The following is a 23,144-nucleotide window of genomic DNA, read 5'->3' as shown; positions in this document are numbered from 1 at the left end:
ATAGCCATGTCTATCTTATCAAGTTTCCGTCCTTTAGTCATTTTTGCCTGTATGGCAGCAAGCACCGCCTCATGCACTACACCCGAAGGGGCCGACCCCAGCCCAGACCCGGGCAATGGCAACGGCACAGGCCAAGCAGGCTACCTTATCGGTAAAGTAAGCGACCCTAGCGGCAAGCCGCTCTCAAAAGCAACGGTGTATATCAACAATACGGTTATCAAAGACCGCAGCGCCGAAACATCTTCAGCAGCCGACGGCACTTATAAAATTGCAATGGTAGCAGGTTTAGGACAATGGATAGCCAAAGGCTTTATATTGAAACAATACAATGGCCGTGTATATAAACTTTTGCTCGACCCATCGAACGATGATTCGTTTTCGGCAGAAGAAAAACCTGTGCGCAATTTTCAATGGAAACTGCAAGGCCATGTGCCCGACCTAAGTCTGAACCAATACTACGGTGGCTCGGCTGAACTCTATAAAGACCCAAACGAAATTGAGATAGACGACACCGAAAACGTAGAGTTTACCTTTACACCCGAAGGTGCCCTAATAGATGGCTCGCAAGGTAAAACCCTGAAACTAAGAGGCGGCAAAGCCGGCACGCAAAACCGCAACAGACTGATTGATATTCCGATTGGCAGATATAAAATTACGGCAGTGTATCTTACCACAGGCAAAGCCCTGAAAGTAAAAGATGCCTGGAACGACGCCCCCTACGCCAGCAGCGCCATCATTGATTTTCATGGCACAGAAGAATCGTACAGAGCCAACGAAATGGGAATTGCTTACCGACAATAAGAAACGTCATCTTGAACTTTGCAGGGCGGCATACCGCTTTAGCGCATTTCATTGCCTTAGAAACTGTTTGAGTTAAATTTGAATGATAAAAAACTCTTTTTTACCTTAACTCAAACAGGTTCTGAAAACTTCCCTCCTACTTTTTACCTTTCTCAACATTCGGCAAGAAGCCCGTCAGGATACCCAATAGCGGCAGGTACGAACATACTTCAAACATATAGCTGATGCTCGTGTGGTCGGCTAGTGTGCCCAGCAAGGCCGAACCAAGGCCGCCCATGCCAAAGGCTAAACCAAAGAATAACCCCGAAATCATACCCACTTTGCCTGGCATTAGCTCTTGTGCATAAACCAGAATAGCCGAGAATGCCGACGAAATAAGTAAGCCAATACAGATAGCCAAGATGGGTGTCCAGAATAAATTGGCATAAGGCAGTAGCAAAGTAAACGGCGCAGCACCCAAAATAGAAATCCAGATAATATATTTTCGGCCGAATTTATCGCCTAGCGGGCCTCCTGCAAACGTACCAACTGCCACAGCAGCCAAGAAGATAAATAACTGAATCTGGGCATCTTTTACACCCAACTGAAACTTATCCATCAGGTAAAAAGTGTAATAACTCGTAACGCCTGCCATATAGAAAAACTTAGAGAAGATTAACAAAAGCAGAATTATCATCGAAATAATGATGCGGTTCTGGCTCAAACCCACACTTGTGGCATCTACGGCTTTAGTTACCTTTGGCAATGCCACTGTTTTGTACCAAGTGCCTATGTTAAACAGCAAAACAATACCAATAAGAGCCGCAATACCAAACCACATAACGCTACGCTGACCAAACGGTACCACAATAAGCGCCGCAAGCAATGGCCCTAAAGCACTGCCTGCATTGCCACCTAACTGAAAAATAGCCTGCGCAAGCCCACGCTTACCACCCGATGCCAGATAAGCAACCCTTGAAGAATCGGGGTGAAAAATAGATGAACCTACGCCAATCAGGCTCACCGATGCCAGAATCCAATAGAAGTTTGAGGCATAGGCCAGATTAAAAAGCCCTAACAATGAAATAGCCATACCCACGGCCAACGAAAAGGGCTTCGGGTAGCGGTCGGTATAAAGGCCCACAAACGGTTGCAGAATAGATGCCGTAAGCTGGTAAGCCAGCGTAACCAAGCCGATTTGTGCAAAGTCGAGGTGGAAACTCTCTTTGATTAATGGATAAATAGCGGGAATAACGGCCTGAATCATGTCGTTGAGCAAGTGCGCAAAGCTAATCGAATACAATACCGAATAGACTGTTTGCTGTACAATGCCCGTTTGAGGAGTGGTAGTGCTTGGTTTTGCTGCATTCATCATATCATCTGATGATTATGGATAAAAAAATATAAAGACTCAAAAATTTAAAGATTCAAAATCGAATTGGCGTAATGCAGGGCTTTGGCGGCATCGCCCTCTTTGATACTCTGAAACAACAAAGCATGAAGTTCGTTTGTTTCGATAAACGCTGTTGTATCGGGGTGAACCTGCAAAAACCAGCTTTTCAGATGGCTCGAAAAAGCGTGATAAATATCGGCCAGAATCTCGTTGCCCGATGCCCTTGCAATACTCACATGGAAATTAATATCGGCCGTGATACACTCTTCCAACAAACCTGCGTGTGAGGCTTCGAAACGTTGCTTGAGAAAACCCTCTATAATATCCAAATGCGCTTCGCTTCGGTTAAGGGCGGCTTTCTGCGCAATTTTCACCTCAATCATCTGGCGTATCTCGTCAATATCTTTAGATTTTGCCCGTTTCAGCCTTTGGTTCAGGGTTTCATTGCCTGATGAATATTCTTTGATAAACGTGCCTACGCCCTGTTGTACCCGCAGCAAACCAGAGTTTGCGAGCATACGCACAGCTTCACGAATAGTAGAACGCCCCACGCCAAACTGCTTCATCAGTTCGGGCTCGGTGGGTAATTTCTGATTTACCGCATAGTGCCCCGACTGAATATGGCTGCTGAGTTGGTTTGCTACCACTTCGGCCAACGAATGTTTATGTATGGGTGTAGTCATCATATCATCTGACGACAAAGGTAAGATTGAATTTTTGATGAAGCAAATTAAAAAGCTATTTAGTGATTATTGTCTGAACTTTGATTTAGCTGATTTGTGTGATTTACCTGATTTAAGATGTTGAAATATGATTTGATTGAAAATATGAACTCATTATTTAATCAAAAAATGATAAAGAAATTAAGAGTATGTTTAAATTTTGTTATTCTGACCGAGAAGTAAAGATTTTTTGGCTAGACAAGGCGCCATTTTGCAGATGTAGCCAGCAGCTACATCGAAAAAATGCAACGAAGTATAGCTAAAAAGATTACTTCGCAGGTCGAATCATAATTTTTAAACATACTCTAAGTCTTACTTAATCATAAAAATCAGTTTAATCAGCTAAATCAAAGTTCAGACAAAAATCACTAATCACTCAGTCAATTAAACGACGCCCGAAACTCAAGCGGTGTGATGCTGGTTTTGCTTTTGAAGAGTTTGTTGAACGACTGTGAGTACTCAAAACCCAGATAATAGGCTATCTCGCTGACTGTGAGGTTTGATGAAGCCAGCATTTCCTTCGCCTTTTCAATCAGTTTGTTATGAATATGCTGTTGGGTATTTTGCCCAGTCAGATTACGCAGTAAATCGCTCAGATAATTAGGCGAAATATTCAATTGCTCAGAAAGATATTTTACTGTCGGCAAACCATTTTCTTCTATTTTGGTACTGTTGAAATACTCGGTCAGCAACACTTCCAGCTTGGTTAGCAAATCGCTGTTGGCGTGTTTGCGGGTGATAAACTGGCGGTTATAGAACCTATTGGCATAGCTCAACAAAAGCGACAGATGCGAAAGAATAATATCCTGACTAAAATTATCGATATTGGTATGGTATTCGTCATGAATGATTTTTAGCAGACGCTCAAGCATTGCTTCTTCTTTGGGCGACAGATGCAGGGCTTCGTTGACGGCATAATTAAAAAAGCCATACTCTTTTATTTTTTGCTCCAGCGCGTGCCCTCGCAGAAAATCAGGATGAATGCTAATTGACCAGCCCGTTGACGGCATTTCGTCGTCGGCATTCCAGCTCAATACCTGTTCGGGTGCAAAAAACGACATCATGCCCTGGTTATAATCATAATCGTTTTGCCCATAGCGAGTGCGGCAAGTACATTTTCGTTTAATAGCAATGGCATAAAACTTATTTATAAACTGCCCCGTTTCTTTAGTCGTAACGCCCTTCGATTCCTCAAACTGGCTGATACTCATCAACGGATGTTGCGGCTTTGGCAGGCCCATTAATTCATGCTGCTGGGCAATAGAATCAATCGTAAATAAGGTTTTTGCTTTGGTTTTCATAATCAAACTTATACTTTCTGTAATGTTGCACGTGCACCCTTGGCTATAAATCTGGCAGCAAGGCTATTAGGCACTAAGGCGGTTAATTTTGCCATTGTTCTATTGCCAAAGCCCGACACCACCACCGTTTTGCTGCCTTTCATGCCACGCATGGCTTCGTCGGCTACCATGTCGGGGGTTTGTATAGTGGTTTGGCCGAGTAAGGCTTTTTTCTCGGTCTCGTTAATCTTGGCAGTTTCAAAAAACCTGGTCTCGGTTGCGCCCGGGCACAGCAACATAATACGGATATTGAACGGACGATTTTCTTCGGCCAATGCCTCGGTAAACGATTTTACAAATGCCTTGCTGGCCGCATAAGCTGCCATAAATGGCGCAGGGATAAAAGCCGCCATCGAGGCCACATTTACTACCGTACCGCTGTTGCGCTCACGCATCTGGCTCAGATAACGGTGCGTAAGCGACACCAAAGCCGTAATATTGAGGTACAACATGGCTTGTTCGCTGGCTAGGTCAAGCTGTACAAAATCGCCGGCTGTGCCTATGCCTGCATTGTTTATTAAACAATCTACCGTTAGTTTTCGTTTTTCGGTTTCTTCAAATATATGCAAATCGGCATTTGGCTGGCTCAAATCAGCCACAATATATTGCGCCGAAACGCCGTATTTCTGGCTAAACGTTGCGCATAGTTGTTTCAGTTTATTTTCGGAGCGAGCTACCAACACAAGGTTATGTTTTTCGGCAGCTAATCTATCAGCCCAAGCCTCACCAATACCGCTTGAAGCCCCTGTAAGCAATGTAACTTTCATATTTTTGGTTTGTTTTTATTGTACTGCAAAGGTCTGACACCAAAGCCACATAAAAGTATCCAAACCCCTGTGTGTTGTATCCAAAATGAGTTTTTGGTGGGGAGGAAGGGGAATTGTAAGTTTTTTTGTAGAGCCGTACGGTTCGCCGCGCGATTGCTATACGGCTCAGAGGACTATCTAATTTTTCGAATTAAATTTGAGCAAAAAATATTGTTTTTTTTTCTAATTTCTCTCAATTATCAGGTAAAAAACAGATTCTACGATAGGAGCCGTATTGCAATACGGCTCTACTAAAAACGATTTTCTAACATCACAAATCACATTTCCCCTACACTTCATCAACCACCACCCACACTTCATCAATTCCTTCAAAACCGCTTTTAGCAGCGGCGTAACTTGAATGAAAATTCAAGACATTATGAAAACGCTATTGCTATTACTGACAACATTTTGTTCGCTTACCGCTTTGGGGCAAATAAGTGGTAAGGTAACAGGTTCAAAAGACGAAGCCGTACCTTTTGCCAACGTTGTGCTGCTATCGGCACAAGATTCTAGCATTGTTATGGGCACAAGTACCGACGAAAACGGAGATTTTCGACTAAGCCCTGCCCAAACAGGTAGTTTTTTTCTACGCATTAGTAGCATTGGTTTTCAAAGCCATCAATCGGGGGTTCTTGCTTTTAGCAATATGGCAATACAACTGCCGCTTATTCGACTTGTGGAAGAGAGCAATGCACTTGGCGAAGTAACGGTAGCGGCCCGAAAAGACCTAATACAAAACACGCCAACGGGCAAGGTAATTAATGTGCAAAGCAGCCTTATGACCAAGGGCAGCAGCGCCCTGCAAGTGCTTGAACGACTGCCCGGCGTAATCACCGACCGACGCAATAGTCAGTTTAGCCTGAACGGACAAAACGGGGTAACAATTCTGTTTAATGGCCGACGGGTACCAATGTCTATGGAAGAATTGATGAATCTGCTCGAAAGCACCGTTGCCGATAATATCGAAAAAATAGAACTTATTACCGCACCTACCGCCCAATACGATGCCGATGGTGGGGCGGGTATTATCAATATTGTTTTCAAAAAGAACGAAAACGAGGGCACACGCTTCAACCTCTCGGCCACGGTTGGTTATGGTTATCGTGAAAAAGCCCTTACTTCGGTGGGCGTTTCGCATGGTTTCAAAAAAGCTAATCTCAATGCCTCGTATTCTTTCGGTCATAACCACGACTACTCGGGTTATCTGGGTCACGGCACGGCAATTTTTCCTTTTCTTGGCGGTTTCAATAGTACCGATTTTGGCGGACTAACCGAGCGCATTCAGCAGGTACATAACCTCAATCTACTAGCCGAGTTTCGACCTACGCCCCGTACTTCTTTTGGTGGAGAGTTTTCGCTGGCGGCAGGTAAAACGCATAATCTGGTTGAAATTCTTGGCGACCGCATCATGCCTGATGGTAGTTTTTTAGGCTCACGGGGTTATTCTGATGGCACTAACCGCCGAACAAACCTTATCTCGTCGGTGTATCTGAATCATAAACTTTCGGCTAAATCACAGCTCAATTTTGATTTGAGTTATCTGGCTTATACCAACGATAGCCCCAATCTTGTCAGCTATCGCTACTTCGACAAAGAGAGAAACGAGATACCACCCACCAACCCGATATTTAATTATGGTAACCGAGGGCAAAGCCACTCGACCATTCATGTAGGTGTTTTCAAGGCCGATTATGCCTTGCAAATTAGTGCTAAAGTTCATGCCGAGGCTGGTATAAAGGGCAGCTACACCAAAAACGCCAACGATAGCAACGTAGAGCGCAAAGTAAGCGATGCATGGGAGCCTGACCCTCGCACCCAAAGCAATATTTATGGTAGCGAGCAAATATGGGCAGCTTATACACAGTTTCGTTTTCTGCTGAATCCGAAGGCAAATTTGCAGGCGGGCTTGCGCTACGAGTATTGGCAGCGTAACATAAATACGGTGAAAGATGCCTTCACGATAGCCCAATTGTTTCCGTCGGTGGTTTATAGTTTTAGCCCAAACAGCCAGTCGAGCATAAACCTGAGTTATAACCGACGAATCAGTCGGCCCGCTTATACCGATTTAATCTCGAATCTGTTTTATACTGATGCCACCTTTGTTTTTACAGGCAATCCACTACTGAAACCTACCATTACTGATGTTTTGAAAGCCGAGTTTAACAAAAAAGGTTATAGCGTAGGGCTATCGTTTCAGTACGATTTACACCCGATTCTGCGCTATCAGATAACGGCCAATCCGCAGAATGATATTGGTATGCAATCGCCGCAGAACCTTGATTATCAGAAAAGCATCAACCTGTTTCTTAGTGCGCCTATTCAGCTTGCTTCATGGTGGAAACTCACTTTGGGCAGCAACACGGCACTGCGCCGATACAAAATATCTTACAGCATCAATCCGGCCGAAAAAACTTATCTTTTCCAAAACCTGAGTTTTACGCAGAGCTTTAGCTTGCCAAAAAACTTCGAAATTGAATTATCGGGTTGGCAGAACTTTCCTTTTTTTGATGGGGCTAATCGCCTGAATGGCTTTGGTATGGTGAATCTGGGAATAGCCAAGAAACTGAAAAACGACAAAGGGACTTTTCAGTTAGCCTTGCCAGATTTGTTTCAGACCGCCTCTTATTTTACGCACATTGGTAGCATGACACCCATTGCTTTTCATATCAGAAGTGAGTCGCATTTCAGAGACGAGTCGGCCCGTTTCAGAGTTGTGAAATTGACTTATTCACGAAGTTTCGGCAAAAATACCCGCAGCATCAACCGCAACAGCGACGACGAAGAGCGGGAACGCCTCAGAAAATAAACTTCAGTTAACTGATTTGTGGTCGCAATGTTTTTGTATCGACTAAAAACCGATGCAAAAACATTGCTTTTTTTTATAATTGCTTGTAAATTAGCCTATTAAAAACCTGCAAGGGTACAACAATTCATTACATGTTTTTTACGTTCTATACATAAAAACGTATTATAACAATTTTTCAGAGTTAAATTTGCCTATTATTTAATAGTTCAAAATTATGAAAAAAACCTTTTTTACCTTTACAGCAGTATTACTTATCGCTACAGTTTATTTTGAGCTCAATGCCCAGAAAACCATCGCATCAAGCGGTGTTACTACGCCGCCCACAAGTAATTACCCTCGTATGAGCCACAGCGCCATTGAGGCCATACAAAACCCCAGCAGAGGCGATGTTGTTTATGACCTCACTTTTTCGTGCCACAGGGTTTATACAGGCCGCCGCTGGAAACCAACGTATCAAGCACAAACCACCAAGCGTTTGGTAGAAGCATTGTTTGCCATGCAGCACCAAAAGCCCCGTTCGAAAAGCTGGCTTTTTCAGAGATATTAATTATGTTTTATATAGATTAAAGAGGCTGTCTCAAAAGTTTTCTATACCAAATAATATTTGGGAAAAACCCCACCCTAACCCTCCCCAACTGTGGGGAGGGGACAAAAAAGCCCCTCTCCCCACAGTTGGGGAGAGGGGTTGGGGTGTGGGGTTGAAGCCTTGCCAAATAATATTTTGTGTAGTTTTCTTTTGAGACAGCCTTTTTTTATTGTTTTTTCAGAATACTTCCTCCAACTTCCCAATTACCAAAAAGTAAATAATTGGTCTTACTTACTTTGCCATCTTCCAAATCTTTGAATACTGTATTTTCTCTAGTCAAAATATTGTAATTCAATTTTTAATTTTCCTAAAAAAATATATTTATCTCATTATCAATAACTTACGTATATACTTCAATCAAAAATATTTTTATATTTTTGTAAATGTTTGTTCTAATCACCTAGCTTATGAAAAAAATAACTACTAAATTTTTAGTATGCCTGCTTTTGCTTGGCATAAATTTTCAACTGTTTGCGCAGCACGTTACTGTTACTCCCAACGGCATTACACCTGCAAGCACCCACCCACGCCTCAGCTATGATGCTATTGTAGCTTTGCCAAACCCTCAGAAAGGCGACATAGCCTACGACCTCACCTTTGCCTGCCTACGTGTGTATAATGGCAGCAAATGGGTATGTTCGTATCAATCACCCTATGAGCCTTCTCCTTCGCCTAATATCACGGCTATTGCCCAGATAGGGGGCAAGGGCGGAGATTACCGTTCTTCGGTAGCAGTAGATGCTAGCGGAAACGTGTATGTTGCCGGAAACTATGCCGATACCGTAGCTTTTGGTAATACAAGCAAAATTGCACCTGCCGAAAGGGATGCTTTTGTGGCTAAATACAATAACAACGGCGTATTGCAATGGGTACAAACGCTTGCAAGCACGGGGCCTTCAGAAGCCTTCGCTGTTAAAGTAGATGCATCGGGCAATGTGCTTGTTACTGGTACTTATGGTGGCACAGCCACATTTGGTAGTACTACAAAAACTGCTGTAGGAAACGATATATTTATAGTTAAATACAATACCAACGGGGTTTTTCAGTGGGTAAAAACCATTGAGCATTTTGTATTTTTCCCTAGCCTGGCGCTTGATAATAGCGGAAACGTGTACATAACGGGAGGTTTTATGAATACAATTACGATTGAAACCACCAGCCGCACATCGTTGGGCTCTTTTGATATGATGCTGGCAAAGTTTGGCACTGATGGTAGTTTGCAATGGCTGCAATCAGCAGGCGGAACAGGGCAGGATATGGGAACTAAACTGGCGACCGATGCTGCCGGAAATGTATATGTTACCGGGCATCTTTATTATACAGAAACATTTGGCGGCTTAAGTGTAGTAAGGAAAGGCGAAACAGATATGTTTGTAGCCAAATACAATGCCAGCGGCGCCATACAATGGGTGCAGACAGCAGGCGGATCCTATCCTGACAATGCAGAAGGCATTGCCTTAGATGCTGCCGGAAATGTATATGTTACCGGTTTTTTTCAAAATAATGCTTCTTTCGGGACTATCAATAAAACCACCAATGGTGGCCCTGATGTATTTATTGTTAAATATGATAACAATGGCTCGTTTCTGGATGTACAAACTTTCGGAGGAGGTGAGGGCGATTTTGTTAAAGGTATAGCTGTTGATAACGCCGGCAGTGTCTACGTTACAGGAGCTTTTGGAGGGACTATTAGTTTTGGTAATATTTCCAAAACAGGTTTGGGCGAACACGATATTTTTGTGGTTAAATACAATACGAATGGAAGGTTTCAATGGATACAAACGGCAGGAAGCCCAGGCTTTGAAGAGCCTATGGATATAAGTATTGATAATTCCGGAAACATTTATGTCTCCGGCTTTTTTAACGAGACAAGCAATTTTGGTGGTGTCGGTTTAGTATCAAAAGGCTCATCTGACATCTTTGTGGCAAGGTTACAGTAGTAATAGCCAGGCAGCATTTAGCTTCTGCTTTCAATAGAAAGCAGAAGCTATTGCCAAACCCACTTACTTCTCATCAATATTATTGGGTTCAAAGTTGCTTTCTTCTACTTCGGGCGGGGTTTTCTGGTCGTCGGCTACGTAGCTTAGTGCGTCTTGCGATGGCGTTGGAGCTTCGGCTGGCAGCTCTTCATCTTCCAGATTTTCGTCTTCTAATATTTCTTCGTTGGCTATATCGCCACCATTATAAGAAGTACCATCACCCGGGTTCATAAATAAATTAAGGAATCGGAAGCTATACATCAATCCCGGCGATAATGCTAATAGTTCTATTGTTTTCATGTTGTTGTGTGTTTTATAGCAAACAACACAAAAAAAGTGTACCAGCAAGTTAAGTTTCAGTTGCTGCTTACTAACCCAAAAAGGCTGCCTCAAAAGAAATACCCTATACTGAGTTATTTTCTTTTGAAACAGCCTCACGGTCGGCAACTAGGTTTAGAACCTCGTTGTGGCTAAAAACTATAAGTATCTCCTCTTTTCGTAATGGTTACTATATCTCTACGGTCTCCTGTTCTTGACATCGTAGCCTGAAAAGATTTACTTCTGCCCGGCACGTTGATTGTAACATAGCTGGTAGTTGGTGTGTAGCCATCATAATACTCAATCCAGACCTTATATTGGCCGTCAGGTGCTGTACCAAGCCAGAAAATATTTTCAGGCCCAAAGCCATTCACATCATCTCTGTCTAATTCTCCTCCGGTATAAGAATACGGATTGCCGTAGTATATTTCAGTACCGCTAGGGTCTAATACGTGCAAATCTATATCGGTATAATTGGTGTTCCAGGTAAGGTTAACTTGCAAAGAACCCGAGCCTAGCTTTAATACATCAACACATTGGCGTACAACCCTACTAATACGGTTATTGTTATCATAAACACTTATAATGACACAAAACGACCCATTTTCGGTCATGGTTGGAATACCAATCGGAATATTGATAATATTAGGATTATCAGTTGATGCCGTGTAAGGTACCTGAAAGTATATATCAGAGCCTTCTAATTGCACATAATAGCCCTGAATCCCACCGCCCGGATTAGTAATACTAACTGTAATGGCCGTAGTGCCCCCGTTACTTGTTGTAACAGAAGTGTTTCCGAAATTGGCAATTACTGGCACGTTTGTGCCTGTGCTTGTGGTGGGCATTAAGCCATTCAACAACTTGGTACCAAAAGGCATTGTTAAATATTTGCTCAGAAGATTAACGTCTGCCGGGTTTATGCTGGCTGGTAGCGCAACTATATCTATTTTACGCTCACAACCGGCAAACAGAAAAAGAGATGATAAACAGATAAATAGTAGTCTTTTCATTATTATATTTTTTTGATGAAAGATTAATCGTTTTTAAAGCCGATACCCAATTTTATACCGCCATAATGCAGGTCTTCTCTTACACCGCTAAAGTCTTCGTTAGGTGTCATAAAATACTGCAGCCCTATATCTAAAATGGCGGTTTTGCCTATTTTCTTTTCAATACCCAAAGCACCACCTACAATAGGTTTAAAGGCATTTGATTTTTCGGTAGCATTACTTTGCGGATGCGTGTCTGAATTTTGTATAGTTAAATTCAGCATCTGCATACCCCCCTGCGGATGAATATAGAAAGTCTTTCCTAAAAAGACCCTCGTACCTATTCTTAACGGAATCCGCTGAACCGTCGACCGTGTGGTGTACACAACCTCGTTGTTGTCGGTCATGTATCTACGCAGCACTTTCCATTGGCTCATACCGCCTTGAATGGTTAGCCCCAGCCATTTTTTAGGGTAATACGAAAACATAAGCTCTGCGCCAAAACCTTGCAGAATACCTATGCCATCTTTGCTCGACCAATCGCCCGACAGGGAATTTATGGCATATAATCCATCGGCCGAAAGCACAAAGCTGATTGGCTTTTTAGCTGCACGTTTCACGGGCTTATACTCTGCTTTTTCCAGATTCTGGAGCACACTGATTGCCTCAACAGGCGTTTCAGCTTTCTTTTCTTCTACTACCGGAGTAGGCGTAACAACAGGTGGTATGTATTTTTCGGCATACAGAATCTGAAGTTTTTCAACGCTTGTTACCTGAACCTCAACCCGGCGGTCGCTCACATTGGTTTCCGCCGAAGGCTCTGTTTCGCCCTTACCTTCTACTATAATGTTATCGGCTTTTATGCCATTATTGACAAAGAAAATACGCAAACTATTTGCCCTTTTCTGCGAAATCATGAGATTATTATAGGCTTTCCCGATAGAGTCGGTATGCACATAAATGGCGTATTTAAGCCCTTTCTGGGCTTTGAGTAAGTTTGTAAAAGGCAAAAGTTTTGTTCGGGAGCTTGGCGGCAAGTCGGTTCTGCCCGTCAGAAAAACGGCATCAGCCAATATAACTTTTGCATGTAACAGCAGTGCATAATCTTTCATTGCCAATGCCTGCTGAAACTCGCTCATGCTTAAAAGATTTACCTCGTTTGCAAAAGCAAGCGGATACACCACATACGTTGAATCTGAGATTGTAACCGACCTGAGACTGGCCGTTTCTACCGAATCCTGCAAACCATTGTCGGTTCGTGTAAATTTTATGAGCGTACTACTCATTGAGTTAACTTTACATCTGGTTTCTACACTGTCTTTCGAAAGAACAATGTCTTGTGCAATTACTGTGGTGCAGGCACACAGCAGCAAAACCAGATACACCATGAGTTTAGAGATAGGTTTTATCATTTAGTCAGGTTTTAAAAAATTAGTATTACTCCAAATACAATATTTGCAGGTTTTCTGCCTGCTGTAATTTAACTTACCGTTCATTCTCTCTGACCAGCATTAGGTTACATTCCTTCCAAAAATTATATCAGATATTTGTAGCATAGCCCTAAAAACAAAAAAAGCAAACACATCGTATTTGCCTTTTCTACAATCTAAACCTAAAATGCCACCACACGTGGCCAAACTGTTTAAGAATCTATAACTTACTCGTTATTTTCAGCTCTTCTTCGGCCCGTATCTGCTTCAATTCGGCCTCGGCGTTTATTACCATTCCCGCTTTTTCGATAGCCGTTTTCTGCGATAATATCGCCTTGCCCCCACTCGCACTCTGCATATTTCTGATAACGCTGCCTATATCGTTTATCATAAAGGGCATAATCTCCGACTGTACCGCCATTGCCCCCAGCGTGGCTTTCAACTCTGGTTTTAGCCAGCCTATATAAGCCTTCACGATATTGATGCGTCGTTGCAGATACTCATCAAAAATCTCTCGTTTCTCGTGTACTTTCAGGTGGGCATCCATGAATAACATTTCGAGTGCCACGCCCGAAATGCCCTGTTTGAGGTCTTTCAGAGTATCGAACGAAATGTCAGGCGTTTGTGTAAACGAATAGATAACCTTGAAAAGCGTTTCGATTTCGAGCTTGATAGATTCGGGGGCGTGGTCCCAACTCAAATACGAAGCCTTTGAGCCTTTTTCGCCCTGTATAATAGCCCCCGATTCGCCTTTTTTCACGAAGCCCTCAATCTCGCCTTCAATAAAAATCTTGGGGTTGCCATGATAATCGTTTGTATCGGCAAAATTACTCAACAGGTGCTCCAGGCGCTCGATAGCCGTTTGCACATCGGCCCAGTCTGACTGCTCTTCGCTCGCAAAAACCACCGGAATTTTCCCGATACTATTCACAGTCGATTCTCGCTCCTGCCAGCCATCGTCGGTTTTCTCAAAGAGTTTATACTCTTCGTCGGTGTAAACCTCAAAATAAGGTACTTCTTTGGCATCAACAAAGAGGCTATACCCACGGCAAAAAGCCGCCATATCGCCATATTTATCAAAACACGGATACAGCTCGTCGCCCTCCCAGGGGCTTAGTTTCATTACCTTTATGCGGTAGGGCGTTTCAAAACCATAGTCGCTGTGTTTGGGGCCCTTGCTTTCGCCTGTAACAAACCAAACCTCGGCCACGCTCGTAGCCCTGAACAAATCACGGGCAATGCGGCGGTTGAAGCTGTCAATCTTATTGCCCAGCATTACTTTACGTATCAAATCAAGTGCCTCGGTTTCGGCGGGGCTCTGTGTCTGGCACATAAGTTTTACGGGATTCCCGAATAAAAAGGCTACCGACGCCCCTACTATTTTTTTCTGAATCGGCAAGCCAAGCCTGTTCACCGAATCCCAGCGTTCAAAGCTGCCATCTTCTTTCAGTACTTTTCTGTCGGGACGTTTCCGCAAATCAAAAACAGGGTGTTGAGCCACCTGATACTGCGCTTTCAGTTCGTCGATTCTTGGTTGTTCAATGGCATCTTTGAAGAATTTAATCGATGCCTCAATGTCATCAGTCTCTGTTATTTCAAATACTTTCATTATTGTGTGTTTATATCCAACAAATATAATAATTTATACTTACATTATAAGCACGAATTACAGATAATATTTGAAAATATTTTGTGGTGGAGCTTGTTGTGTTGGTAGTATAATTATTGAATGCTGTTTAGAGAATGCCTGAAACTTCGACGGATAATTTCATTAGAGAGACCATATAGCCGAACAATAATAAACGTATCCTTAAACAAAAAATCTATTTGCCGATAAGAGTCGTACTGCAATACACCTCTACAAAATTCGTTTTTAAAAAACATCTCCTTCTTCAATATAACCAGAACATACTAAACTCATGAAAACCAAAATCGCCATCAGTCTACTCCTTTTAGCAACTTTGCTTACTTTTCAGAACTGTAAAGATTGTGTTGAGCCAGTTTCCACCGACCTAATTGGTAAATGGCAACTAGAAAAAATTGTTACCGCCAATTCAACTATCAATACCTTCGATAAACCACAATACCTACGTATTGATTACCTAAGTACCTTGCCCACGTCTGGCGGAAAAGGTTATACGGAAGAAACTGTACTCGAACAAGATAGTACTGTTTCAACAAAAATATGGGATACTACCAATGCAAATTGCAAAAGAAAAGAACTGACAGTTTCTTACCGAGACAAAACCAGCAGAGATTTCAAACTGATTTCCGACGGCAGCATACAAGTAAGCAACTATAATTTTGTAGGCTCGTCGGCCATGCCTGCTACTTATTATTATTTTAAGGTGAAGTAGTCAGGCTATCAAAAGTCTAAAATCACTACCTCCCTGCCTTCAACGTACCCTTTTCTGCCCACATCTTCAAATTTAATTCCAACTCATTGGTATTCAAAGAGCCTGTCAGCTTACTTTTTGCATTTGCTTTTCGCAGCTAAATACATATAAGCCCCAGGCCTATCTACTCCGAAATTAAAAGTACCCTTAAATAAAAAATACTTGATACTCAGCCTTAATCTTCTCAAATTCAGGCTTACCTTTAAACTATACCTATTATGTCAACAAAAGAAAGAAAGGGTCAGAGCCAATTGATTCCGCTTTTATGGGTACGCCGTAGTATCGGCTTTCTGGGTATTCTTCTGCCGCCTGCCTTAGTGCTGGGCACTATGTTGTTCAGCCATTGTGATTTTATATTAGGGGCCGTCAGCGACTACTACCATAGCATTGTGCGAGATGTATTTGTTGGGGTTATCTGCGTTATTGCCTTGTTCTTGTTTACTTACAGAGGCTACGATAAAACCGACGACATAGCGGCCAATCTGGCTTGTTTTTTTGCTTTAGGCGTAGCTTTTCTGCCTACTTCGGCCAAAGAGATAAACTGTGGCGAATACGGCTTTTATCAGTTTCCGGTTCTGCACAATATCTGTGCGGTTTCGTTCTTTCTGGTTATCACTTATTTCTCGTTATTTCAGTTTCCACAAACCGAAAAAGACCATGAGCCTACGCCCGAAAAACAAAAGCGAAACAGGGTTTACCGTACCTGCGGTTATATAATGCTGGCAAGTATTATTCTGATAGGCCTTGATGAGCTGCTCGATAGAGCCCTTACCAAAGCATTAGGTTTGCCTTTCACAATTATGTTTATCGGCGAATGGGTTGCGTTGTGGGCTTTTGGTACATCATGGCTTGTAAAAGGCGAGTTTATTCTGGAAGACAACTAGAACCTTGCCGTTACCTGCATCAAACACACCTGATTTATGAACATTATAAATATGAATAAAGTTGGCGTTGGCGAAAGCGTTTTACTGACGATTCATGCCAAACAAATTTATTCTTCCGAACGCATTAGCGTATCGGCCGGAGAAACCTATCTTATCAGCGCCGAACCTAATCAGCGATGGAAAGACTGGCTAATCAATACCACACCCAAAGGTTTCTTCAACCCTTTGGCTATTTTAGCAGGCTTAAGGCTCAAACGTACCCCTTGTTTTTGCCTATGTGGTGCCTACAACGAAAACGAAAAGCACTTGTTCGCCATCGGTCTGGATGCCCAAACGACTGTTCCCGCCCGACAATCGTCTCTGTCTTTTTTCGCCAACGATGCTATCAGGCATTATGACAATAATTCGGGGTCAATAAAAATTAAAGTGTATCGGGTGAGGTAGCAAAATTTCTTGACTTGAATATGAATGAAAACCGGAAAAGCCAATCGCTTATCCGGTTTTTTATTAGCCAAAGCACAAACGTATCCGCTTAATAATATTAACTCAACACACTCCTTAAAATAAATTTAACTTGTGAAGTTAAATTATTCGGCCTAACTTGATTCGCCGACACAATTTTCGTTTTATTTTTCACTCCAAAATCCAACAAATATGAAAACACTCTTACTCGTTTTGCTCACTTTTTCTGTGGCTGCCCAAACCAATTTATATGTAAATGTTTCTGCCCCAGGGGGTGGAAACGGCACATTTGCAAGCCCCTATAACACCATACAAACAGCCATAAACGCCGCTACCCCTAATAGCTATACGATTATCAATATAAGAGGTGGCACTTACCGTGAAAACCTCTGGATTGAAAAATCCGGCACTTCAAGCGGCTACCTCACCATAAAGCCCTACCTGAACGAAGTTGTGCGACTAGACGGCACAAACCAGACCTCGAAAGAGGCCCTTATTATTCAAAGTGCCAGTTATGTCAGAATCGAGGGATTGATTATACAAAACTACATAGCCAATTTTGCCAAGGGCATTGGTATTTATTGCACCAGCAGTAGTACGTCAAACATCCAGATTGTAAAAAACGAGATTTATAACATCAACGTTACCAACAACAGTTCAAGCTGTAATCCGCTGGTGGTATATGGGCATAGTGCCAGCAATGCCGCCTTCTTTATCAGCAATATCCTGATTGCCGAAAACAAAGTGCACGACTGCAACACAGGTTGGTCGGAAGGAATACAGGTCAATTACGACACCCGTAATTTTGAGATACGCAGCAACGAAGTCTACAACATCACCAACATTGGCATTGTGGCTGGGGGTTTTCATGGCGGTATTAACAGACGAGCCACTAATGGCAAAATATTACAGAATAAAGTTTATAATTGTAAAAGCCCCTTTGCCATTGCAGCAGGTATTTATATCGATGGCGCAAAGAATGTAACCGCCGAGCGCAACACAGTGTACAATTGCCAGAAAGGCATGAGTATTAATTGTGAAACCAATGGTAAAACAGCCGAAAACGACACCCTCAGAAACAATTACGTGTACCTGAACACCCGAGGCGCATTTAACATAGGCGGCAATGCCCATACAAGTTCAAGCGGCTATGTGATAAATTCGGCCATTATCAACAATTCTACTTATCAGAATTTCAATCCGGCCATAGCGGCTCCAGGCGAATCATCGCCTATTAATTTTGGCGAAATCACTCTATATTACGCCGAAAACAGCAAGGTTATCAATAACATTTTTTATGCAGGTGCATACAATCAATTAGTAAATGCGCAGTATCCGAGCACGCCGTCGGGTTTCCAGATGAACTATAACCTGTGGTTTTCTGATGTAAGTCTCTATGGCGAATCGTTCCGTTATTACGGCTGTTCATCGGGCGATTTCAATACTTTCAAGGCTTGTTCTAATGGCCCAAATTCATTGTTTAGTACGCCCTACTATCAGGCTCCAGCACAGGGTAATCTGAACATCAGGTGTGCCTCACAGGCCATCAATGCAGGCTCAACGGTGGTGTATGGCGGCGCAACCGACTACTCAGGAACACCAAGAGTAAGAGGCACAAAAATCGACATCGGTGCCGATGAATTTGAGCGATACAAGCACCTAAGCAAGGCATCGGGCAATTGGCTCACGCCAGGCACATGGGCTCTAAACCTAGTGCCTTTACCCTGCGACGACGTAGTTATCAAAAGCAGCCATAAAGTAAGCCTCAACAACGGCCAAAACGCCCGCTGCAAAACCCTGGAAACCGAACCCAACGCAGTATTAGATGCCCCTAAAGGTGCTGTGCTTTTAGCTACGCCGAATTGAGGTGGATATTTAATCGATATTTTGTAGGGGTTCAAAGTTTTGAACCCCTGCTTTTAAAACGGCTATTTAATTGTATAATGCATTAAAAATGTGCTAGAAGAAGGCTTGACACACATATTGAATAAATAATAAGCCGAATGGGGTATAATTCATTAATCAACTCCGCCAGGTACAAGCACTTTAACATAGTCAGAGAAAAAATCATGTGTCTTTACAATTTCAGAACCGGGGCCATTTGCATTAAAAAGATACACCGGAGGATTTTCTCCTTCATTATTTTTTATTAGCACAATACTCTCGTCGCTCATACCAATAATTATAAAACTATCTTCATATTGAGAAACCGAACCAAAATCTTCCTCATAGCCGGCTAAAACTTCCTTAGAATATCCTTTTATAAATTTATAGTTCCAATAACAAAAACCTTGTAAATAGCATACATATGGTGATTTTTTACCCATAACAGATAGTAATTCTCTGTATGCTTCCGGGAAAGAGAAACCATAAAACTCTTCCATCTCTTCAATTTCTTCTTTTGTACAGCCAATATTATCCTTATCTTGAATAAACCATTCGGGTAGTTCGTTTAAGTATTTCATTAGTTAGATGTGTTTTTATTCTTTGTTTGGTTAAATAGCTATTCATCCGAACAGGCTTTACTCAGGTTAATAACTGTTTTTTCATCCCATATCAGCTAACTCCACCAGGTACAAGGTCTTTAACATATTCAGAGAAAAAATCATGTGATTTTTTAATTTCAGAACCGAGCCCATCTGAATAAAAAAGATACACTGGGGGATTTTCTCCTTCATTATTTTTTATTAGAACAAAACTCTCATCGCTCATCGCAATAATTATAAAACTATCTTCATATTGAGAAACCGAACCAAAAGACTCATTATAGATGGCTAAGATTTCCTTAGAATACTCTTTCATAAATTTGTAGTTCCAATAACAAAAACCTTGTAAAAAGTATGCATATGCTGGCTTTTTGCCCATAAGAGATAGTAATTCTTTGTATGCTTCCGGGAAAGAGAAACCATAAAACTCTTCCATCTCTTCAATTTCTTCTTTTGTACAGCCAATATTATCCTTATCTTGAATAAACCATTCGGGTAGTTCGTTTAAGTATTTCATTAGTTAGATGTGTTTTTATTCTTTGTTTCGCCTGATTGTTCAATCCATAATAGAATTACAGCCCCTGCATCTACCGTTTTTAAAACATCTATCAAACACTTCCCCCACACCCCCAAAGATAATAAAATAAAAAGGGGTTCAAAACCTTGAACCCCTGCGTAAATTATCTTTTCTTGGTGAGCCAACCCATATAAATTGCTGATTGGAAAAAGCGGAGTGGTGGCTCAAAGCCTGCTTCTACGCATAACTCAGCCAATCGTTCTTCTGATACTGCAAAAAGCTCATTCTCTATTCTTTTCAGCCGATTGTTAATCTGTTGTTCGTCTAAACCCGCTGGCAAAAGAAGCCTCAGAACCGCTAGGTTTTGTTTGATTTGGTCTTTGTTGCCCGTTATATCAAGCATCACAAACGTTGCACCCGAAACCAGTCTATCGGCAATATCTTTAAGTAAGTTCAACTTATCGCCATTATCGTCAAGAAAATGTAAGACCAGTAAAAGCGTGGCTACATTGTATTTTTTGTTGGTGTCGAGTGCATTTACCAAGCCTTCAATAAGCTGTATGTTCTCAAAACTTTGCAGTTTTTCAATGGCCTGCTTAATCATTTCCGGCGAGGGGTCTATACCCGTTATCTGCCATTGCTCGGCGGCTTTGGCAAAGCGTTCTATTTCATTGCCCGTGCCACAACCAACCACCAAGAGGTCTTTTTGGGCAGTTTCACTCAATAATTTGGGCAGACAGTCCAGAAAATAATTATAGTTTGGTATCCAGGTTTCCACAAACTGATTATACCCCATTGCTCTCTCGTTTTCAAATATCTCTACTTTATTCATGTGTGTGTTAATTAATGTACGCCATCTCTAAAGCAACATACAAGCAGCCAGGCAAAGTTTCAAAGAAAATGATATAGAGAAAAATTTCCTCGCTACCAACAGTCCCTCACCCTAAATCCCTCTCCCACGGGAGAGGGACTTTAAAACCTCCTTACTGCAAAGGAGAAGTGCCCCCAAAGGAGGGGAAATTTTAAACAAAAAGTTATGAGTACAAAGTAGCCAAGTAGAGAGAGACTTTTAGCCCCTCTCCCTGGGAAGAGGGACGGCCCCTGCCGTTGGGGTGAGGGAACCCACCACCTAAAACAAATTCCCCAGATTCATTATACGTTTATTCATCTTCGTTGGGTAAAAAGTATTGGCTAGGGCATCAAAGGCGTCGGTGCTGCGGCCTAGTCGCTTTTTGATTTCGTCTTTGGGCTCAATGATAATAGCACCGTTGCTCTGAAACTTCCATTTTATTTCCGTTGCCTCTTCCATTAGTGCCGCATCGGGAGGCAACATGGCGTTTTGCTGGTTTTTGGGGTTGAGCCAGTCTCGTACCGCCCAAAACAAATACGCCCGCATATTAGCAAAACTATACTGCCCCGTCAGGTCGGTGAGCTTCTCCCCTTTGTCGTTTGTAGCGGCCTCGCTATACTTGCACGACACCGCCCGAGACTTGTAACCGACCTCCAATATACGTGCATACACACCCGCCCCCTCGCCTATGGTGTCAACAATGGCCTGCGCCTGCCTATCAAGCCCCAATATGGCCGCAATTTTTCCGGCCACCTGCATGTGGTCGGCAGCTCCGCCCGAATTTGACTGCGTAAACTGCTGCACAATATTGCCATAGCGATAACAGAACACGGTGCTGTCTCGACCCATACCTGCCACATCAACACCCAGCCGCAGGGCATCGGCGTAGCGCAGGTGCTGGCCATGTTGTTGGTGATAGTCGAGCCAGCGTTTTTGTGCCAGTTCAATCCAGACCTCAGGAATCAGATTATCTTCTGATACCTTCGGAAATTTGCCCAGCACCTTTTTTCTGAAATTATCTTCGGGCCTGTACCAGATGCCCTCAAACACAAAATCGTCGAAAGTCTCGTTATAATCAGCCTCCTGAATCACGCTGCACCAGTTGTCAATCTTGTCTTTCACCCATGCGTAATCAACCTGACCGGGAATAATGCTTTGTTTTTGCACCACATTTGGGGCCGTAAGCGAATTAAGCCGAAACTTGCTCCAACGCTCGCCTTTCTGGCTGCGGGCAGCATAGCCAATGGTGGTATTAGGATTAAAAACAATCAGAATCCTTGAGTTTCCTTGCAGATTCCCCTCAATGGCCGTAAAGGTATCGTCTAAAATACCCGACGCCTCGGTAACCACAAACATGGTATTGACGGCATGAAACCCCGACCACGACTCATGCCTGTGAGGGTCGGCCCGAAAGGCTGTCAGAAACCATTCTTCGTGGTCGGTTCTGATGTCGAAAGCCATCATTTTACCCGGCAAATCAATGCCCCGACTTTTGGCTCGGTTGAACAAACGGGCAATTTCGGGTACACAAATGTTCTTTACCTGTCGCTCGGTTGGAGCCGTGAGCGCCACTTTGGTATTGGCTATCAGCTCGCCTTTTTCGTTCCATTTGGGCGTAAGATACATAAAACAGATGGCCGCCACAGCCGCTACAAAATCTTTGCCCCGAGCCGTGCCCGATGCCACGCTGGTGCGAGGATTAAGCTGCACCGAACGCAGAATGGCCTCCTGCTCGACATCAAGACTCACGCCCAGTGCCTCACGGGCAAATGCGCACCAATCCTGCCGCCATGCTATAATCTTAGCCTTGGCGCTCAGTTCGTAGGTTTCATTCATCGTCATGCTCGGTCGAAGTTTCTTTCAGGAAATCAAAAAAGCCTCGGCCAATGCTCTCGCCGGCACTTGTGTGGTCTTTTTTGTCGACAAGCCCCAGCTTACGGGCTATAATATTGGCATTGAGCAGCCCCGCAGCAACACCCTCAAACTGCTGATTATCAATTATCTGCCTGATGCGTGCGGCAGCATTCCTGAGCTTGTCTTGCTCTTCATAGGCTTTAAAAGTGGCAAGGCTGATGTCGATATGGTTACAAAGCCCCTCAAGGGTAAACGGACGTGTGCGACGAATCTCGGCCGACACGGGCCTACCCTGATGCTGAAAAACCTTCTCTTCAATCATCGGATTATCGATACACCAGTCGAAATAATTATTGCAGGCCTCAACGAGGGCTTTAGCGGTTTTATACACTTTATCCTGCCCATTACGAGACCGCAGGCGGTAATACTCTTTCTCAGTCAAAACAGTCATGTGGAATATTTATTATCTACAAATATAACGATTTTTGTGCTTATATTGTAAGGATGTATCCAAAAAGTGTTTATATTTAAAAACATTAG

At 42.8% G+C, this 23,144-nt stretch carries 21 protein-coding genes; 8 read left to right on the top strand and 13 right to left on the bottom strand.

Annotated features, from left to right (window positions below; genetic code table 11):
• The first annotated feature begins 6 nt into the window (after positions 1–6).
• Positions 7–801, top strand: coding sequence for a carboxypeptidase-like regulatory domain-containing protein (locus tag WAE64_RS22565; RefSeq protein WP_340240094.1), 795 nt, complete (start codon positions 7–9; stop codon positions 799–801).
• A gap of 136 nt (positions 802–937) precedes the next feature.
• Here WAE64_RS22565 and WAE64_RS22560 read toward each other — a convergent pair whose 3' ends face one another.
• The 4 genes from WAE64_RS22560 to WAE64_RS22545 all read right to left on the bottom strand — a co-directional run bounded on the left by WAE64_RS22560 (position 938) and on the right by WAE64_RS22545 (position 5,002).
• A complete protein-coding gene (locus WAE64_RS22560) occupies positions 938–2,155 on the bottom strand; it encodes an MFS transporter (RefSeq protein WP_340240092.1) in 1,218 nt (405 codons plus the stop codon).
• A 44-nt stretch (positions 2,156–2,199) separates the two neighbouring features.
• Positions 2,200–2,859, bottom strand: coding sequence for a FadR/GntR family transcriptional regulator (locus tag WAE64_RS22555; protein WP_340240090.1), 660 nt, complete (start codon positions 2,857–2,859; stop codon positions 2,200–2,202).
• A 416-nt stretch (positions 2,860–3,275) separates the two neighbouring features.
• Positions 3,276–4,196 (bottom strand): helix-turn-helix domain-containing protein, encoded by a 921-nt coding sequence (locus WAE64_RS22550; RefSeq protein WP_340240088.1) that lies wholly within the window; start codon positions 4,194–4,196, stop codon positions 3,276–3,278.
• 8 nt (positions 4,197–4,204) lie between these two features.
• Positions 4,205–5,002, bottom strand: a complete 798-nt coding sequence (locus tag WAE64_RS22545) for an SDR family NAD(P)-dependent oxidoreductase (RefSeq protein ID WP_340240086.1) — start codon at positions 5,000–5,002, stop codon at positions 4,205–4,207.
• A gap of 418 nt (positions 5,003–5,420) precedes the next feature.
• Between WAE64_RS22545 and WAE64_RS22540 the strand changes: the two genes are divergently transcribed.
• The 3 genes from WAE64_RS22540 (at position 5,421) to WAE64_RS22530 (ending at position 10,376) form a co-directional block, all read left to right on the top strand.
• A complete protein-coding gene (locus WAE64_RS22540) occupies positions 5,421–7,850 on the top strand; it encodes a TonB-dependent receptor (protein ID WP_340240084.1) in 2,430 nt (809 codons plus the stop codon).
• 214 nt (positions 7,851–8,064) lie between these two features.
• On the top strand, positions 8,065–8,397 hold the full coding sequence (locus WAE64_RS22535) for a hypothetical protein (protein ID WP_340240082.1): 333 nt from the start codon (positions 8,065–8,067) through the stop codon (positions 8,395–8,397).
• A gap of 446 nt (positions 8,398–8,843) precedes the next feature.
• Positions 8,844–10,376, top strand: a complete 1,533-nt coding sequence (locus tag WAE64_RS22530; protein WP_340240080.1) for an NHL repeat-containing protein — start codon at positions 8,844–8,846, stop codon at positions 10,374–10,376.
• Between the two features lie 63 nt (positions 10,377–10,439).
• On the opposite strand, the gene WAE64_RS22525 is transcribed toward WAE64_RS22530, so the two are convergent.
• The 4 genes from WAE64_RS22525 to WAE64_RS22510 form a co-directional block, all read right to left on the bottom strand.
• Positions 10,440–10,715: a hypothetical protein gene (locus tag WAE64_RS22525; protein ID WP_340240078.1), complete on the bottom strand. Its 276-nt coding sequence runs from the start codon at positions 10,713–10,715 to the stop codon at positions 10,440–10,442.
• Positions 10,716–10,885: 170 nt separating this feature from the next.
• Positions 10,886–11,746 (bottom strand): YfaP family protein, encoded by an 861-nt coding sequence (locus WAE64_RS22520; RefSeq protein WP_340240076.1) that lies wholly within the window; start codon positions 11,744–11,746, stop codon positions 10,886–10,888.
• A gap of 23 nt (positions 11,747–11,769) precedes the next feature.
• Complete coding sequence (locus WAE64_RS22515; RefSeq protein ID WP_340240074.1) at positions 11,770–13,137, bottom strand: OmpA family protein; 1,368 nt, start codon at positions 13,135–13,137, stop codon at positions 11,770–11,772.
• Positions 13,138–13,375: 238 nt separating this feature from the next.
• Positions 13,376–14,764, bottom strand: coding sequence for a phage portal protein (locus WAE64_RS22510; RefSeq protein ID WP_340240073.1), 1,389 nt, complete (start codon positions 14,762–14,764; stop codon positions 13,376–13,378).
• A gap of 310 nt (positions 14,765–15,074) precedes the next feature.
• Here WAE64_RS22510 and WAE64_RS22505 point away from each other — a divergent pair, with 310 nt between their 5' ends.
• From WAE64_RS22505 to WAE64_RS22490, 4 genes are all read left to right on the top strand, one after another.
• A complete protein-coding gene (locus tag WAE64_RS22505; protein ID WP_340240071.1) occupies positions 15,075–15,512 on the top strand; it encodes a hypothetical protein in 438 nt (145 codons plus the stop codon).
• 257 nt (positions 15,513–15,769) lie between these two features.
• Positions 15,770–16,435, top strand: coding sequence for a hypothetical protein (locus WAE64_RS22500; RefSeq protein WP_340240069.1), 666 nt, complete (start codon positions 15,770–15,772; stop codon positions 16,433–16,435).
• A gap of 36 nt (positions 16,436–16,471) precedes the next feature.
• Complete coding sequence (locus tag WAE64_RS22495) at positions 16,472–16,879, top strand: hypothetical protein (protein WP_340240067.1); 408 nt, start codon at positions 16,472–16,474, stop codon at positions 16,877–16,879.
• Positions 16,880–17,089: 210 nt separating this feature from the next.
• Positions 17,090–18,763: a choice-of-anchor Q domain-containing protein gene (locus WAE64_RS22490; protein WP_340240065.1), complete on the top strand. Its 1,674-nt coding sequence runs from the start codon at positions 17,090–17,092 to the stop codon at positions 18,761–18,763.
• Between the two features lie 152 nt (positions 18,764–18,915).
• On the opposite strand, the gene WAE64_RS22485 is transcribed toward WAE64_RS22490, so the two are convergent.
• From WAE64_RS22485 to WAE64_RS22465, 5 genes are all read right to left on the bottom strand, one after another.
• Positions 18,916–19,362 (bottom strand): SMI1/KNR4 family protein, encoded by a 447-nt coding sequence (locus tag WAE64_RS22485; protein WP_340240063.1) that lies wholly within the window; start codon positions 19,360–19,362, stop codon positions 18,916–18,918.
• Positions 19,363–19,453: 91 nt separating this feature from the next.
• Positions 19,454–19,900: an SMI1/KNR4 family protein gene (locus tag WAE64_RS22480; RefSeq protein WP_340240061.1), complete on the bottom strand. Its 447-nt coding sequence runs from the start codon at positions 19,898–19,900 to the stop codon at positions 19,454–19,456.
• Positions 19,901–20,063: 163 nt separating this feature from the next.
• Positions 20,064–20,732, bottom strand: coding sequence for a class I SAM-dependent methyltransferase (locus WAE64_RS22475; RefSeq protein ID WP_340240059.1), 669 nt, complete (start codon positions 20,730–20,732; stop codon positions 20,064–20,066).
• Positions 20,733–21,029: 297 nt separating this feature from the next.
• A complete protein-coding gene (locus WAE64_RS22470) occupies positions 21,030–22,586 on the bottom strand; it encodes a hypothetical protein (RefSeq protein WP_340240057.1) in 1,557 nt (518 codons plus the stop codon).
• Complete coding sequence (locus WAE64_RS22465; protein ID WP_340240055.1) at positions 22,579–23,055, bottom strand: terminase small subunit; 477 nt, start codon at positions 23,053–23,055, stop codon at positions 22,579–22,581. Before WAE64_RS22465 ends, WAE64_RS22470 begins: the two co-directional genes overlap by 8 nt.
• Between the last annotated feature and the right edge of the window lie 89 nt (positions 23,056–23,144).

Origin of the sequence: Emticicia soli (assembly GCF_037860775.1) — a bacterium.
Classification (GTDB): domain Bacteria; phylum Bacteroidota; class Bacteroidia; order Cytophagales; family Spirosomataceae; genus Emticicia; species Emticicia soli.
The sequence above is the reverse complement of the archived record's forward strand: the minus strand, read 5'-3'. Positions and strand labels throughout refer to the sequence as shown.

Excerpts from the sequence above, each read along its gene's own strand:
- WAE64_RS22535 (WP_340240082.1), top strand. The coding sequence starts at position 8,065 with ATGAAAAAAACCTTTTTTACCTTTACAGCAGTATTACTTATCGCTACA.
- WAE64_RS22485 (WP_340240063.1), bottom strand. The coding sequence starts at position 19,362 with ATGAAATACTTAAACGAACTACCCGAATGGTTTATTCAAGATAAGGAT.
- WAE64_RS22505 (WP_340240071.1), top strand. The coding sequence starts at position 15,075 with ATGAAAACCAAAATCGCCATCAGTCTACTCCTTTTAGCAACTTTGCTT.
- WAE64_RS22500 (WP_340240069.1), top strand. The coding sequence starts at position 15,770 with ATGTCAACAAAAGAAAGAAAGGGTCAGAGCCAATTGATTCCGCTTTTA.
- WAE64_RS22530 (WP_340240080.1), top strand. The coding sequence starts at position 8,844 with ATGAAAAAAATAACTACTAAATTTTTAGTATGCCTGCTTTTGCTTGGC.
- WAE64_RS22475 (WP_340240059.1), bottom strand. The coding sequence starts at position 20,732 with ATGAATAAAGTAGAGATATTTGAAAACGAGAGAGCAATGGGGTATAAT.
- WAE64_RS22520 (WP_340240076.1), bottom strand. The coding sequence starts at position 11,746 with ATGAAAAGACTACTATTTATCTGTTTATCATCTCTTTTTCTGTTTGCC.
- WAE64_RS22525 (WP_340240078.1), bottom strand. The coding sequence starts at position 10,715 with ATGAAAACAATAGAACTATTAGCATTATCGCCGGGATTGATGTATAGC.
- WAE64_RS22555 (WP_340240090.1), bottom strand. The coding sequence starts at position 2,859 with ATGATGACTACACCCATACATAAACATTCGTTGGCCGAAGTGGTAGCA.
- WAE64_RS22545 (WP_340240086.1), bottom strand. The coding sequence starts at position 5,002 with ATGAAAGTTACATTGCTTACAGGGGCTTCAAGCGGTATTGGTGAGGCT.
- WAE64_RS22465 (WP_340240055.1), bottom strand. The coding sequence starts at position 23,055 with ATGACTGTTTTGACTGAGAAAGAGTATTACCGCCTGCGGTCTCGTAAT.
- WAE64_RS22495 (WP_340240067.1), top strand. The coding sequence starts at position 16,472 with ATGAACATTATAAATATGAATAAAGTTGGCGTTGGCGAAAGCGTTTTA.
- WAE64_RS22540 (WP_340240084.1), top strand. The coding sequence starts at position 5,421 with ATGAAAACGCTATTGCTATTACTGACAACATTTTGTTCGCTTACCGCT.
- WAE64_RS22490 (WP_340240065.1), top strand. The coding sequence starts at position 17,090 with ATGAAAACACTCTTACTCGTTTTGCTCACTTTTTCTGTGGCTGCCCAA.
- WAE64_RS22550 (WP_340240088.1), bottom strand. The coding sequence starts at position 4,196 with ATGAAAACCAAAGCAAAAACCTTATTTACGATTGATTCTATTGCCCAG.
- WAE64_RS22510 (WP_340240073.1), bottom strand. The coding sequence starts at position 14,764 with ATGAAAGTATTTGAAATAACAGAGACTGATGACATTGAGGCATCGATT.
- WAE64_RS22480 (WP_340240061.1), bottom strand. The coding sequence starts at position 19,900 with ATGAAATACTTAAACGAACTACCCGAATGGTTTATTCAAGATAAGGAT.
- WAE64_RS22565 (WP_340240094.1), top strand. The coding sequence starts at position 7 with ATGTCTATCTTATCAAGTTTCCGTCCTTTAGTCATTTTTGCCTGTATG.
- WAE64_RS22560 (WP_340240092.1), bottom strand. The coding sequence starts at position 2,155 with ATGATGAATGCAGCAAAACCAAGCACTACCACTCCTCAAACGGGCATT.
- WAE64_RS22470 (WP_340240057.1), bottom strand. The coding sequence starts at position 22,586 with ATGAATGAAACCTACGAACTGAGCGCCAAGGCTAAGATTATAGCATGG.
- WAE64_RS22515 (WP_340240074.1), bottom strand. The coding sequence starts at position 13,137 with ATGATAAAACCTATCTCTAAACTCATGGTGTATCTGGTTTTGCTGCTG.